Source organism: Ensifer sp. ENS07, assembly GCF_014852185.1.
In the GTDB taxonomy this organism is placed as follows: Bacteria; Pseudomonadota; Alphaproteobacteria; order Rhizobiales; family Rhizobiaceae; genus Ensifer; species Ensifer adhaerens.
Genome location: NZ_JACVBE010000007.1, coordinates 140609 through 154375 on the forward strand (window position 1 = coordinate 140609; position 13767 = coordinate 154375).

Annotated in this window: 11 protein-coding genes and 2 pseudogenes; 7 read left to right on the plus strand and 6 right to left on the minus strand. The window is 60.7% G+C overall.

Annotated features, from left to right (window positions below):
* Nucleotides 1–77: 77 nt before the first annotated feature.
* The 6 genes and pseudogenes from IB277_RS21635 (at nucleotide 78) to IB277_RS21660 (ending at nucleotide 6794) form a co-directional block, all read left to right on the plus strand.
* Nucleotides 78–1076: a LacI family DNA-binding transcriptional regulator gene (locus IB277_RS21635; RefSeq protein ID WP_192371669.1), complete on the plus strand. Its 999-nt coding sequence runs from the start codon at nucleotides 78–80 to the stop codon at nucleotides 1074–1076.
* Between the two features lie 97 nt (nucleotides 1077–1173).
* Nucleotides 1174–2133: pseudogene (locus IB277_RS21640) on the plus strand (extracellular solute-binding protein); the annotation flags it as partial.
* 73 nt (nucleotides 2134–2206) lie between these two features.
* A complete protein-coding gene (locus IB277_RS21645; RefSeq protein WP_192371670.1) occupies nucleotides 2207–3139 on the plus strand; it encodes a carbohydrate ABC transporter permease in 933 nt (310 codons plus the stop codon).
* The gene (locus IB277_RS21650; protein WP_060584775.1) at nucleotides 3132–4025 is read left to right on the plus strand and encodes a carbohydrate ABC transporter permease; all 894 of its coding nucleotides are present in this window, start codon (nucleotides 3132–3134) and stop codon (nucleotides 4023–4025) included. The genes IB277_RS21645 and IB277_RS21650 overlap by 8 nt, the downstream gene beginning before the upstream one ends.
* 2 nt (nucleotides 4026–4027) lie before the next feature.
* The gene (locus IB277_RS21655) at nucleotides 4028–5734 is read left to right on the plus strand and encodes a GH32 C-terminal domain-containing protein (RefSeq protein WP_192371671.1); all 1707 of its coding nucleotides are present in this window, start codon (nucleotides 4028–4030) and stop codon (nucleotides 5732–5734) included.
* 13 nt (nucleotides 5735–5747) lie between these two features.
* Complete coding sequence (locus tag IB277_RS21660; protein ID WP_192371672.1) at nucleotides 5748–6794, plus strand: ABC transporter ATP-binding protein; 1047 nt, start codon at nucleotides 5748–5750, stop codon at nucleotides 6792–6794.
* 50 nt (nucleotides 6795–6844) lie between these two features.
* On the opposite strand, the pseudogene IB277_RS21665 reads toward IB277_RS21660, so the two are convergent.
* Nucleotides 6845–6982: pseudogene (locus IB277_RS21665) on the minus strand (ornithine cyclodeaminase); the annotation flags it as partial.
* A 251-nt stretch (nucleotides 6983–7233) separates the two neighbouring features.
* Complete coding sequence (locus IB277_RS21670; protein ID WP_192371673.1) at nucleotides 7234–7527, minus strand: hypothetical protein; 294 nt, start codon at nucleotides 7525–7527, stop codon at nucleotides 7234–7236.
* A 388-nt stretch (nucleotides 7528–7915) separates the two neighbouring features.
* Between IB277_RS21670 and IB277_RS21675 the strand changes: the two genes are divergently transcribed.
* A complete protein-coding gene (locus IB277_RS21675; protein ID WP_192371674.1) occupies nucleotides 7916–9766 on the plus strand; it encodes an ABC transporter ATP-binding protein in 1851 nt (616 codons plus the stop codon).
* Nucleotides 9767–10179: 413 nt separating this feature from the next.
* On the opposite strand, the gene IB277_RS21680 is transcribed toward IB277_RS21675, so the two are convergent.
* The 4 genes from IB277_RS21680 to IB277_RS21695 are packed head-to-tail and all read right to left on the minus strand — an operon-like array spanning nucleotide 10180 to nucleotide 13718.
* Nucleotides 10180–10929 (minus strand): ABC transporter ATP-binding protein, encoded by a 750-nt coding sequence (locus IB277_RS21680; RefSeq protein WP_210339651.1) that lies wholly within the window; start codon nucleotides 10927–10929, stop codon nucleotides 10180–10182.
* 5 nt (nucleotides 10930–10934) lie between these two features.
* Nucleotides 10935–11786 carry an ABC transporter ATP-binding protein gene (locus IB277_RS21685; protein WP_192371676.1) on the minus strand — a complete coding sequence of 284 codons (852 nt, stop codon included), beginning with the start codon at nucleotides 11784–11786 and terminating at the stop codon, nucleotides 10935–10937.
* Nucleotides 11779–12693 carry an ABC transporter permease gene (locus IB277_RS21690; protein WP_192371677.1) on the minus strand — a complete coding sequence of 305 codons (915 nt, stop codon included), beginning with the start codon at nucleotides 12691–12693 and terminating at the stop codon, nucleotides 11779–11781. Before IB277_RS21690 ends, IB277_RS21685 begins: the two co-directional genes overlap by 8 nt.
* A gap of 5 nt (nucleotides 12694–12698) precedes the next feature.
* A complete protein-coding gene (locus tag IB277_RS21695; protein ID WP_192371678.1) occupies nucleotides 12699–13718 on the minus strand; it encodes an ABC transporter permease in 1020 nt (339 codons plus the stop codon).
* Between the last annotated feature and the right edge of the window lie 49 nt (nucleotides 13719–13767).

The following is a 13767-nucleotide window of genomic DNA, read 5'->3' on the forward strand; positions in this document are numbered from 1 at the left end:
CCCGTCGGGTGCGCTTGACAAAAGACCGCCGTTCAAACTATAGGGTAATCGATAACCCAACGGAGTTCAGAAGCATCGTGGCAATCTCGCTTTCTGACATTGCGGAGCGTGCAGGCGTCTCGGTGAAGACGGTCTCCGGCGCATTGCACGGCGGCTCCGCGCGCATGTCGGACGATACGCGCCAGAAGGTCAAGGCGATCGCCGAGGAACTGGGTTACGTTACCAATCTCGCCGCGCGCGGTGTGCGTCAGGGATGGCTGCCGCTGGTTGGCGTCGTTTCCGATGGCTTGATCATTTCGCCGTTCGCCACCGAAATCGTGCGCGGGCTCGATGGTGCCGCGCGCAGTGCAGGCATGGCGGTGTTTGCCGTCAATCACAGCAGCGGACAGTCAATCGGCTCGGTGGTCGACGAGGTGCAGCAGTTCCGTCCGCGTGCCGTTGCCTATGCCGCCATGTACCACAAGGACGTCGATCTGCCGCCGGCACTCGCGGGCTCCGTCGGCGTGATGATCAATTGCCGCGAGGCCTCCGGGCGCGTCACGTCACTGGTCCCCGACGAAGAAGGTGGGGCGTGCGAGATCGTGCGTTACCTGCTCGCCTCTGGGCGCCGCCGCATCGCCTTCATCAACCTGCCAGGTATCCTTGCCGGGGCGCTACGGGAAAAAGGTTTTCGCGCAGCCCTTGAAGAGGCAGGCATCGAACCGATTGGTGTGCTTCCGGCCGTGCGCCGCAGCGTTTATAGCGACCGTGCTCCGAGCCTCGTCGCGTCGCATGTCGAGACATTGCTGGCCACCGGTCAGCGGCCGGACGCGATCCTGTGCGGCAACGACCGTGTCGCAATGGAAGTCTATGCGGCCCTTGCGCGCGCCGGCCTTAAAATCCCGGACGACATTGCGGTGGCCAGCTTCGACAACCAGGTCGAGCTTGCCTCGCGGCTGGATCCGCCGTTGACGACGATGGCCCTGCCGCACCGCGCGATGGGGCGCCTGGCCATGGAGATCCTGCTCGCAGGGGAGCCTGAGCCGCCGCATCTGCGAAAGCTGCCGTTTCATCTGGTCGAGCGGGCATCGGTCTAGCAACCAGCATTCTTGTCGAATTGAATAGGAGGAGAAGATCAATGACGACTTATTTGGGTAATCGTTTACTTAGTGCACTTTTCGCGTCTTCTGCACTCTTGTGGAGCACATGACCGGTTCGAACATCGCCCAGGGCACCTACCCGATCGACAAGGACCTCTATGCGATCGGCCTTACCGACTCCTCGGTCGTACTCTACGGCAACAAAAAGTATCTCGAAGCCATCGGTGCACGCATTCCGAAATCCGTCGACGATGCATGGACGCGCGAGGAGTTCGAAGGCTATCTCGAAAAGCTCTCCAAGCTCGAAGGCGTGAAGTGGCCGATCGACACGTTCCGCGGCTACGGGATCAAGACCGAGTGGATTACCTATGCCTACGGCCCGCTGCTCGAAAGTGCGGGCTGCGACCTGATCGATCGCAAGGCTTGGAAGGCGAGCGGCACCCTCGACAGCGAAGCCTGCGTCAAGGCGCTGACGATGATGCAGACCTGGGTGAAAAACGGCTGGGTCGTTCCCACGTCGTCCGGTACCAACCAATTCTATGCAGAGGGGCAGCCGGCAGCGCTCGCCATGGGTGGGCACTGGTTCTACGCCGAAGCTGCCGCTGCGATGAAGGACAACATCGTCGTCATGCCGCTGCCGAAGATCGGCGAAAAGGGCGTCAGCCCGAACGGCACCTGGATCTGGGGCATCTCCGCCAGCTCCGAAAACCCTGAGGCCGCCGGAAAATTCCTGAGCTTCCTTCTGAAGGACAAGGACTACCGCGACTATGCAAAGACCCAGTCGGCCTATCCGGGGCTGAAGAGCTTTGCGGCAGAATCCCCGCTCTACGCTGAAGGCGGGCCGCTTGCCGTCGCCTTCGAGCAGGCCTCGAAGACTGCAGTCGCCCGTCCGCCGCACCCGGCCTATCCGACGATCACCTCGGCCTTCATGCAGGCGGTCGACAAGATCTTCAACGGCGGTGATGCGCAGGAGGCACTGACGGCCGCGGCGAAGAAGATCGACCAGGACATCGAGGACAACGCCGGCTACCCGCCCTTCGACGAGCAGCAATAGGGCGTTTTTCGCAGGGCCGTCTCTCTGGCCGGCCCTGCGCGATTTCGGGAGGATGAGCAATGAGGAGGAGACAATGACCTTGCAACAGACGTCCATGCCCGCGCTGCCGCACCCCGCCAGGCGGCGCGACCGGCAGCGGTTCTGGCAGGAGGTCGCGATGATCGCACCGGCCGTGCTGCTGCTCGCCATCTTCCTGATCACGCCGTTTCTTCTATCCTTCTGGACGGCGATGACCAATCAGCCGCTGGTGCCGCGTCCGACGCCGGTGCGTTTCGTCGGCCTCCTGAATTTCCAGCGGGTGTTCGCCGATCCGCTGTTCTGGACGTCGCTCTGGAATGTCACCCGCTTCACCGTTTGGGTGCTGCCGGTTCAGTGCGGTCTTGCCTTCCTGACGGCGCTGCTGCTGCACCAGAAGCTGCCGATGCAGAACCTTCTGCGCGGAATGTTCTTTCTGCCGGCGATTACATCCATGGTGGTTGTCTGCGTGATCTGGGGCACGTTGTTCCAATATCCGAGCGGTCCGCTCAACCAGATCGTCGGTTTCCTGTCCGGCGGCATGATCCAGCCGATTGACTGGCTCGGCGACCCCAATTGGGCAATGTTCTCGATCGTGCTGCTCTCGGCCTGGCAGGCCTATGGCTTCCAGATGATCATTTACCTCGCCGGCCTGCAGGGCATTCCCGAGGAACTTTATGACGCGGCCCGCATCGACGGCGCGAGCGCGCTTCGCCGATTCTGGCACGTCACCATGCCGGGCCTGCGTCCGACCCACGTCTTCGTGCTGGTCATCACTACGATCCAGGCCTTCAAGCTCTACACGCAGGTTGCGATCCTGACCCAGGGCGGACCGAAGGAAAGCACGGAGACCGTCGTGCACTACATGGTGCGTGCCGGCTTCGAGGAACAGAAGCTCGGATACGCATCCGCCGTCTCCGTCATTCTCTTCGTCATCGTTCTTCTGATCGCGCTTCTCGAGCGCAAACTCCTGAGGCGCTTCGATGTCTGATCTCGTGCTCAGCCAGCCAGCCCCGCTGGCAATCCCCCGCGGCAACAGCAAGACGGGCCTGCGTGTCGTCCAGACCGTCTGCATCTTCATCATCGCTCTTGTGATGATCTCGCCGCTCTTCATGTTGCTGATCGCCAGCCTCAAGGATGACCGCTTCCGCATCCTTGCGGACATGGGCAGCTTCCGCGCCTTTTGGGTCAGCGACCCGACCCTGTCGAACTACAGGGAGATCGCCAACTTTTCGGGTGAACTTGCCTATGGCCGCTACCTCGTCAACTCGCTGGTGATCCTTGTTGTTACCGTCGTGTCCGGGCTGATCATTAATTCCATGGCAGGCTTCGTTCTCGCCTGGGGGGCGCTGCGCGGCAAGGCGATCCTGCTTGCCCTCGTGGTCGCGCTCTACGTCATCCCGCAGGAAAGCATCATCATGCCGCTCGTCGTGATGATGTCGCGGGCGGGCCTGACGGATACGTTTGCCGTGCAGATCCTGCCCTGGGTGGCAAGCCCGCTCTATGTCTTCCTGTTCTACCAGTTCTTCGCGCAACTGCCGAAGGAACTCTACGAAGCTGCGGAGATGGACGGGGCGTCGGCGTTTCGCATTTACCGGTCGATCTACATGCCGCTCAGCCTGCCGGCGCTTGCGACGGTCTCGATCCTGATGGGGATCGAGAGCTGGAACCAGTATCTGTGGCCGACGCTGGTCACCCAGACCGACTATGCCCGGCCGATCTCCGTCGCGATCGCCACCTTCTTCGGGCAGGACAGCATTTACTGGGACCGCGCCATGGCCGCGTCCGTGCTGATGATGATCCCCGTCCTCATCCTTTACCTCGCCTTCCAGCGTTGGTTCGTAAGTTCGTTCGTCGGCTCCGCCGTGAAAGGTTGACTATGACTTCGCAGACAAGACCCGCGAGCCCCGTGCTTGAAATCATCGAGGCCGAACTCCCGGCCGGGACCGTGCTGCATCTCTGGCTGAAGGCGCGCAAAATTGGCGACGAGGCGAAACTGTCCGTCACCTTAGACCGCAGTGAGATCGCCGGTCCATCCACGCGCCGCGCCGAGGAGTTCGAATTCTTCGCGGTGACGCTCGGGACGACTGGCCGCACGGTGCTTGCCTATGATGCGGAAACAACTGCGCTCTCGGTCGCCTATGCGTTCCACCCGCACACGGTGCTGGAGGAGGGGATCCGCGTCCTCCATCACGACGTCCGCACAGCGCCGCCTGAGGTTCCCGGCAGCTACCATTTCCGTCCGCCCTTCGGCTGGATGAACGACCCGAACGGCTTCGGCCGGTTCAAGGGCCTCGGCCATCTCTTCTATCAGCACTATCCGCATGGCTTGCGTTGGAACACCATGCACTGGGGCCATGCGGTCTCCAAAGATTGGATCCGCTGGACGCACCTGTCGATGTTCCTGTTTCCGGCGGATCACCTGTCGGAAAAGGACGATGGCCGTGGCGGCGCCTTTTCCGGCTCGGCCGTCCCCGTCTCCGGGACGGACGGGGATGACATCCGGGTCTTCTACACCGAACATGTGCGAGATCGGGAGCCGGAGGAGCAGATCCAGCTCTCGGCCGTCAGCCGAGACGGCATCGTTGCCGGCCCGTCCGAGGTGATCCTGCCTATCCGTCCGCAGGGTCTGAACCTCACGACTGATTTCCGCGATCCCTATGTGTTCAAGGGCCCGGACGGCCGCTGGAAGATGCTGCTTGGCAGTCGCGACCGATCGGGCGGTGTCGTCCTGCTTTACGAGACGGCGGATCTGCAGGGTGCCACGGGCTGGACCTTCCTCGACATCATCCATCGCGAGGACGGTTTCGGCATGACCGCAGCGGAGTGCCCGTGCATGCTGCCGGTCGGCGGCATGGCGGATGATCCGGAGACCCGCTGGGCGCTGATCTTTGGCCTGCTCACAAGCCGTGACCCGGCCACCGGCCGGCGCAACCTCACATCCGTCACCGTCGGCCGCTTCGACGGCCGGGCGTTCACGGCCGAATTCGAACAGGAACTGGATTTCGGCTCCGACGCCTACGCCTTCCAGGCCTTCGTCGACGGCGACGAACCGGTCGGCATCGCCTGGCTTGCCAACTGGACAGACTTTTCCAAGAAGGACGATTTCCCGACGGCGATGACCTTGCCGCGTCGCGTGCTTCTCGATGGGGGTGCCGTGTTGACGCCGCCGGTCGCGGCAGTCGAAAGCCTGCGCCACAGGCTGCTCGATGAAACAGCCCTTGCTGCGGGCGAAACGGTTCCACTCGAAAGCGGTGCGGTTGAGATCGTGCTTGCACTGCCCGGGGCCGGCGCGGCTTTCGAGCTCGTCCTCGATCACCCGGATGTCGCGCTTGGCGTCAGGCTCGATGACGAGGGCCTTGCAATCCTCTTCGATGCCGGTACCGGCAAGCCGCCACCGCGATATCTGGCGTCAGGCGCCAGACCTTCGCAGCTGCGCATCTTCCTCGATGCGGGCTCGATCGAGGTCTTTGCCGACAACGGCCGCTGGACAGGCACCAAGCGCATTCCGGGATTTGCCGCCGCGCGATCGGCAAGGCTGACCGGCGCCGTGAAGGGCGCGAAAATCTGGCAACTCAAGATTTGAGGGAGGAAGAAAAATGGCATCGGTAGCGATCGACCGCGTTCTGAAACAGTACGGCGCAGCCTCCGTCATCCACGGCGTTTCCGTGGACATTGAGGATGGAGAATTCGTCACGCTCGTCGGGCCGTCCGGCTGCGGCAAGTCCACGCTCCTGCGCATGCTTGCGGGGCTCGAGGACACCAGCGGCGGCGAAATCCGCATCGATGGGCGCGTCGTCAACGACGTCGCACCCAAGGAGCGCGACATCGCCATGGTGTTCCAGAGCTACGCACTCTATCCGCACATGACGGTCAAGGAGAACATGGGCTTCTCCCTGAAGCTCCAGGGTCGAGACAAGGCGACGATCGATAAGCTGGTGAAGGAGGCCGCCGGAATTCTCGCGCTTGAGCCGCTGCTCGACCGTCTGCCCAAGCAGCTCTCCGGCGGCCAGCGCCAGCGTGTCGCCATGGGCCGCGCCATTGTTCGTCACCCCAAGGTGTTCCTCTTCGACGAGCCGCTGTCCAATCTCGATGCTAAGCTGCGCGTGACCATGCGCAGCGAGATCAAGGAATTGCACCAGCGGCTCGGCACGACCATCGTCTACGTTACCCACGACCAGATCGAAGCCATGACCATGGCCGACAAGATCGTCGTCATGCGCGCCGGCCGCGTGGAGCAGATCGGCAAGCCGCTCGACCTCTACGATCGCCCGGGCAATACCTTTGTCGCCACCTTCATCGGCTCGCCGTCGATGAACCTCTTTGAGGGCAACGTCGGTGATGGCGGCTTTTTCATTGACGGCGGTGTTTCCCTGCCGCTGCCGGCGTCGCTGGGTCACGGTGAAGTACGCACCTACGGCATCCGCCCGGAAGATCTGGAGATAGCCGAAACCGGCATACCGGCAACCGTGCTGACGGTCGAGCCAACCGGCGCCGAAACCCACCTTCTGGTGCGCGTCGGCACGCAGACGGCGGGGGTCGTGCTGCATCGCCGCGTGGACCTGAAACCTGAGGAGCAGATTTATCTCTCGCCGAAGAACCAGAAGATCCATCTGTTCTGCGCCGAAGGAGCCCGGATCAACTGATCCTTTGGCGAGCGTCGACAAACCGGGGAACGTGATTGCTTCGCGTCAGTCTATGCCGCTTCGAGCTTCTTCGCGCAGCGAAGCAGCATGCCGTAGAGGTCACGCGGTTCGTCGGGATCAGCGAGGAGGTCGAGGTCTGTGAACATACCGTGTTCGGCAATTTGGTCCCGAACGTAGCGGAGGGCGGAGAGGGACGACGGGCTTCATAGTGCGAGCGTGGTGAGGCAGCGCGCTGGGTCGACTTCGCATACCGATACAACGGATCGTCAGCGTTCCTTTCGGAGCGCATCGCTTGAACAAGCTGCTACGCGAGATCTCGCGAGAGTTTTCCAGCGGCGGGAAGGGGCATTGCATCGACCTGTTCGTTCAGAGGGTACACTTCAGTGCCAGGATAAATGACCATTCGTCTTTCGGGATTTATCGCCTCGCAGGCTCCTGCTTACCAGCGCGCCCGAACGCCAGTCGTCGAAGAAAGGCCCAGGTATAGGCCGATGCAAAATCCGATAAGCGCGGCCGTACTGACGATAGTCGTTGCTGTTCCGGGGTTTTCCCGCGCGGCCTCTATTGCGCCCTGTCCCTGCTGCCGGACCGTCTGGGCTGCGTTCCTAGCTATTCCAGAGGCGCCTTCAGCCGCAGAATTGACCCGCTCACTCACAGCTTGCTTCACCTCCGCGATCTGCGATCGCAATTCGGCGATTTGATCTTCAATCGATTGCTGGTTCACACCGATCATCTTCCACCTCCTGGTTTGTGAACGCAAAACCGTTGAGCTGCGAGAATGTTCCAGCAACGGGGAGTGGGGTCGCCGCCTGTCCCTGACTCTCTGCTGAAGTGCGGCAACGCACAGTATTCGTCCCGCGTTAGCGCAACGCGTATCTTCCGGTTCTGTGCCGCGACGCTCCAGCGGCGCCAGAGCTGTTGTTTAGCGATGGCGGAAGATCGGGTTTTCTCGAAATGGCGACGCCCCAGGGATGGCCTGAAGACCGGCACAACGTTTTGGGAATAACACCTTTCCCTTACAGTCTCAAAAATATTCTAGTTGAGATTGCAGCGCGAAGATGGTGCTATGTGCTGCGCGTAGCAATGTTCCCTTCTTCTCCCAGGACAAAAGCGAGCGGCCTATGTCGATCTCAGATGCTGTCTATCGTCCCTTCGAAACGCTGATCCGTCCGCTCGACATCCCCTATCAACCGCTTCCGACCAAGGGGCCGGTCGCCGTCCTGATGCACTTCATCCGGATGTTCCGAGGCGTCATCATTGCCATGGCACTAACCTCGATGGCCGTCGAAGCAATCAACCTGATCGTTATCTGGGGACTATCGGTGATCGTCGATGGTGTGGCGACACAAGGGGTCGGGCAGTTCGTCGACAGCCGGTTCTGGTTGCTGGTGTTCCTCGCCGTTCTGATTTTTCCGGTGATGCCCATCGTCTTCTATATTACCAATATTCTGAACTCGCATACCGTCGGCATCAGCCTCCCGATCGCTATTCAATGGCAAGGGCACAAAGCCATTGAAGGGCAGGACCTTGCCTTCTTCCATGACCTTTTTGCCGGCCAGGTAGCATCACGGCTCGGCCAAGTCGCCAATGCAGTACAACAACAGATCCTGATCGCCTTTCAGACTGCGCCCCGCTTCCTGCTTCAGATTGTCGGCTCGGTTCTGCTGTTGCTCGCGCTGTCCTGGCAATTAGCGCTCCCGGTCGTCGCCTGGGTGATCGTCAATGTGCTCTTCACCCTCAAGGTCGTACCTGATTTCACGGAGCGTGCGCGGCGCTCGGCGAGGCAGAATAGCCTCGTTTCCGGCGCCATGACGGACATTTATGGCAACATTCAGATGGTCAAGCAGTTCGCCGCCGAAGACACTGAAGCGGGCGCACTCAGGAAGATCATGGCAAGAGCGGTCAACACACAACACCACGAGCAGCGCATCTATCGAACCACTGAATTGGTCGTCATCACCCTCAACATGGTTCTCTGGCTCGTCATGCTCGGCATCGGCCTTTGGGGGCTCTTCGATCGTTTCCTGACGGTGGGCGAGTTTGTGGCGACGGTTTACATTCTTCAACGGCTGTCGTCTGGATCTTTCACGTTTATCCAGATGGGCCAGCAGATCTTTAAGGTTCTAGGAACAATCAGGGATGCGATGCCCGTCATGACCACTCCGCCGACCATTACCGATCGGCCAGGCGCAAAGCAGCTCATCGTTCGCCATGGCGAAATCCGTTTCGAGAATGTTCAATTTGCCTACAAGTCGGACAAGGGCGTCATCGATGATCTATCCCTTACCGTCCGAGCAGGCGAGAAGGTTGGACTGGTCGGGTTGTCCGGCGCCGGCAAGACGACGGTGGTCAATCTGTTGCTACGCTTCTATGACATCCACGGCGGCGCCATCCATATAGACGGTCAGGACATTCGTGCCGTAAGCCAAGCGAGTCTGAGGCAAAACATCGGCGTTATCGCCCAGGATGTCGCGCTGCTGCACCGGTCCGTCGGCGACAACATACGCTACGGCCGCCCCGAGGCGACGTCAGCGGAGATCGAGCAGGCAGCGCAGGCGGCGCAAGCCGATTCCTTCATTGCCGATCTGACCGATGGTGAGGGCCGCAAGGCCTATGAAGCCTTCGTCGGCGATCGAGGCGTAAAGCTATCCGGAGGTCAGCGACAGCGCGTTTCGATCGCGCGGGTGCTGCTGAAGAATGCGCCCATCCTGATCCTCGACGAAGCGACGTCGGCGCTGGACAGCGAGGCGGAGGCCGCAATCCAAGAAAAGCTCAACCTGCTAATGGAAGGCAAGACAGTGATTGCCATCGCACATCGTCTTTCCACCATCTCCAGGATGGATCGGATCATTGTTCTCGATCGTGGCCGGATCGTCGAGGAAGGCACACCGGATGCGCTTATCGAACAGGACGGGCTCTATGCCCGTCTCTGGAAGCGGCAGACGGGTGGCTTCATTCCTGGGGACATTTGAGGCTGCTTTTAGGGGCCTTTGGTTCGATTCCCATCAAGGCGCTCGATGGGATCCTACGTTGCCTCTCAGATATTTGGACCGCCAGAAATGGCGTATAATTTCGAGGGGAGGTCCTCGACCATGACCGTAGCGAAGCAACAGTCAGCGAACGCGGGCAATCTCAATTTCTATCGCGCTCAGTATTCGCGCTTCGGCAGCCAGGCTCGCAGCCGAGGTCAGACTCGAGGCCTATGGCGCGGCCAACAAGGATGGCGGTCGCTTGGCGAACAAGGCGAATTAATCTGACTTGTCCAAGAGAGCCCTCGGGGCGAAATGCTCGATGTTGCTTGCGGGGTCTGCCGGTCCATTGATTGCGATTGCCGCCGCCCAGTTACTAGGAAACAGAATCTTGGCAGGCTAACGCGAGATCATCGCTACAGAGGAACGTAGCCACGATTGCCGTTGATCAGGGTGCGGGTGTAGGGGTGTGTAACGGCCCGCTCGATCAGCTGCCGCTTTTCCGCAACTTCGACGAAGCCACCATCCTGCATCACGGCAACGCGGTCGCACAGGTGGGCGACCACGGCGAGGTCGTGGCTGACGAGGATATATGTTAGCCCTTCTCGCTCGCGCAGATCTTTCAACAGGTTCAGGATCTCAGCTTGGATGGACACGTCGAGCGCCGACGTCGGTTCATCGAGCAGTAGAATGCGAGGTGACAGGATAAGCGCCCGGGCAATGGCCACACGCTGGCGCTGGCCGCCGGACAGCTGATGTGGGAATCGGTATCGAAAATTCTGCGGCAAACCAACATCATCGAGCGCCTTTTGCACTCGTTCCTGGCGCCGATCCAGCCCTTGAACCTCCAGGGGCTCCAGAAGCGTGCGACCGATCGTGTGCCGCGGGTGGATGGAGCCGAACGGGTCCTGGAACACCATCTGTTGCTTCGCTAACTGGGCCTTGGAACGCTTCTGGCCAATCGCCTCGCCATCTATCTCAATGGAGCCGGTCCACTGCTTGTTGCGCCCGGCAAGGGCGCCGAGGATCGTGGATTTGCCACAACCGCTTTCACCGACAAGCCCGAAGGCTTCGCCTTTCGCAACGGAAAAGCAGACATCCTTCACCACGCGCACTTCGTTGTCGGTCTTGCCATAGGAAACGGCGAGTTTTTCGACCTTGATCATCGACATTAGATGTTCTCCAGCCAGGCCGGGTCGCGCCGCAGCACTTCCAACCGATCGCGTGGATGATCGAGGCTGGGCAGCGCATTGAGCAGGCCACGGGTATAGGGGTGCTGGGCATTGTCCAGGTCGGAAGCCGCGATGGTTTCCACAATGCGCCCGGCATACATGATGATGACGCGGTCGCAGAAGCTGCGGACCAGATTGAGATCGTGAGAGATGAAGATCAGGCCGATATTTCGTTCGACGACCAACTCGTCGAGGATCGAAAGAACCTGTTGGCGCACCGTAACGTCGAGAGCAGAGGTCGGCTCGTCGGCGATGATCAGCGACGGCGAGGCGATCAGCATCATCGAGATCATAATGCGCTGGCCCATGCCGCCCGAGACTTCGTGCGGATAGAGGTCGAAAACCCGCTGCGGATCGCGGATACGCACGCGTTCCAGCATGGCCAACGTCCGGGCATGGGCTTGCCTGCGGGAGACCCCTTCGTGCAGCAAAACCGTTTCGGCAATCTGCTCGCCGATACTCATCACCGGATTGAGCGAGTATTTCGGGTCCTGCAGGATCATGGCGATGCGTCGGCCGCGAATGGAGAGCATGTCCTGCTCGCTGGCGTTCATCAGATCGATGTCCTCGAAAATCATACGGTCCGCGTGGACCCTGGCCTTGGGCGGCTGGAGGCGCATGATCGCTCGGCCAGTCGTGCTCTTTCCCGATCCGGATTCGCCGATGATGCCAACCTTTTCGCGACCGACCGTGAAGGACACGTCGCGTACGGCCATGACCGCGCCGGACAGGGTCGGAAACTCGACCGACATGTTCTCCACCGTCAGAATTGTGTCTGAAGATTTATCCATTTCGAGGATCCAGAATGTCGCGCAGGCCGTCGCCGAGCAGGTTGAAGGCGAGGCTCACGGTTAAGATCGCGATGCCGGGGATAGTGGTCAGCCACCATGCGTCTAGGAGGTACTGACGACCGGAAGCGGCCATCGCACCCCATTCGGGCATTGGCGGTTGCGCGCCCAGTCCAAGGAAGCCGAGACCGGCTGCCGTCAGGATGATGCTCGACATGTTGAGCGTCAGGCGGACGACAACAGAGGGTGCGCAGAGCGGCACGATATGGCGGACGAGAATGCGGATCATGCCGGCGCCCTGCAATTCGGCGGCGACGACGAAATCCGCGTTGCGGAAGGTCAGCGTCTCTGCACGGGCAAGGCGGGCGATCGGCGGCCAAACCGTGAGCGCGATGGCAATGACAGCGTTTTCGATGCCAGGTCCCAGGCTCGCGGAGAAGGCCAGGGCGAGAACAAGGCTCGGAAAAGACAGGAAGATATCGGTGATGCGCATCAGGATGACATCGATCCAGCCACCGAGATAGCCAGCCGTCGCCCCGATGACAAAACCGATGGGCGCGACGATGATCGTCACCAGAATGCTGATATAGAGCGTCGTGCGGGCGCCGAAGACTAGCCGCGTGTAAACGTCGCGGCCAAATTCGTCGGTTCCGAACCAGTGCTGCCATGATAGCGGCTGCAACGCGTTGGAGAGGTCCTGCGCGTAAGGATCGTAGCTGGTGATCGCGGGCGCCAGGATTGCGACGATGATCAGAAACAGGACCACGAGAAAGCCGGTGAAGGCCAGCGGGTTGGCGAGCAGGCTGAGCCAGGCGACGTATATCTTGTGCATCCGCGCTTGGCGTGTCGAGGTAAAGTCCTCGTTGATCAGCCAGTCGTGCAGAGTGGTCAGGGATCCTTGTTTTGTCATGACTGTCACCGCGTCCTTGGATCTATGAAGCGATAGACAATGTCCGAAAGGAGATTGATCGCGATGGAGATGATGCCGATCAGCAGGACGCTTCCGAGAACGGCATTCATGTCGGCGAAAAACAGCGCCGACGTGAGATACTGGCCGAGGCCGGGCCAGGCAAAGACCGTTTCGATCAGCACGGTGCCGTCGAGCAGGCCGCAATAGGCGAGCGCGACCACGGTGAGAAGCTGAACGCGGATATTGCGGAAGGCGTGACGCCACACGACGGCACGTTGCCCGAGACCCTTGGCTCTCGCCGTCAGGATGTATTCCTGACGCAGCTGTTCCAGCATGAAGCTGCGGCTCATGCGGCTGAGATAAGCCATGGCGGCATAACCGAGGATCAATGCCGGGGCGATCACATGGTGGATTGCGCTCCAGAAGACTTCCCATTCGCCGGCGATGATCGAATCCACCAGCAGCGATCCCGTCGGTCCCTCAACTAGGCCTTCGTTGTAGATATCGATGCGCCCCCCACCCGGGATCAATCCGAATTTGGCATAGAAGACGAGGATGACGATCGTCCCGAGCCAGAAGATCGGTGTGGAATACCCGAGCAACCCGACTACCCGCCCGAGGTGATCCACCCACGTGCCCTTGCGTACGGCGGAAATGACCCCGAGTGGTACGCCGAACCCTGCACCGATCAGGGTCGCCAACGTCGCGAGCTCGATCGTGGCCGGAAACACACGAGCGAGGTCGCTCGAGACGCTGTTTTTCGTGATGTGTGACTGGCCGAAATCAAGTCTCACAACATCCGACAGATAGTGCCCGAACTGAACGTAGAGCGGGCGGTCGAGGCCCATCTCCTTGTAAACGCGCTCATAGGTCGCCTGATCCGCCTGGTCGCCGATGGCGGCAATCACCGGATCCGCCGGCACCAGTCGTCCAATCACGAACGTAATGATGAGAAGACCAAACAAGGTGGTCAGGATGACGGCGAATGAGGTCGCGATCTTGCGGGCACCGGACAGTAGCTTCATGCTGCTGCCCGGACCCTTCGCGGCGGTCGCTTGGGAGGAGGTCAAGTCA

Coding starts and splice junctions, on each gene's coding strand:
- IB277_RS21660 (WP_192371672.1), top strand. CDS start 5,748: ATGGCATCGGTAGCGATCGACCGCGTTCTGAAACAGTACGGCGCAGCC.
- IB277_RS21675 (WP_192371674.1), top strand. CDS start 7,916: ATGTCGATCTCAGATGCTGTCTATCGTCCCTTCGAAACGCTGATCCGT.
- IB277_RS21670 (WP_192371673.1), bottom strand. CDS start 7,527: ATGATCGGTGTGAACCAGCAATCGATTGAAGATCAAATCGCCGAATTG.
- IB277_RS21680 (WP_210339651.1), bottom strand. CDS start 10,929: ATGATCAAGGTCGAAAAACTCGCCGTTTCCTATGGCAAGACCGACAAC.
- IB277_RS21655 (WP_192371671.1), top strand. CDS start 4,028: ATGACTTCGCAGACAAGACCCGCGAGCCCCGTGCTTGAAATCATCGAG.
- IB277_RS21650 (WP_060584775.1), top strand. CDS start 3,132: ATGTCTGATCTCGTGCTCAGCCAGCCAGCCCCGCTGGCAATCCCCCGC.
- IB277_RS21645 (WP_192371670.1), top strand. CDS start 2,207: ATGACCTTGCAACAGACGTCCATGCCCGCGCTGCCGCACCCCGCCAGG.
- IB277_RS21690 (WP_192371677.1), bottom strand. CDS start 12,693: ATGACAAAACAAGGATCCCTGACCACTCTGCACGACTGGCTGATCAAC.
- IB277_RS21685 (WP_192371676.1), bottom strand. CDS start 11,786: ATGGATAAATCTTCAGACACAATTCTGACGGTGGAGAACATGTCGGTC.
- IB277_RS21695 (WP_192371678.1), bottom strand. CDS start 13,718: ATGAAGCTACTGTCCGGTGCCCGCAAGATCGCGACCTCATTCGCCGTC.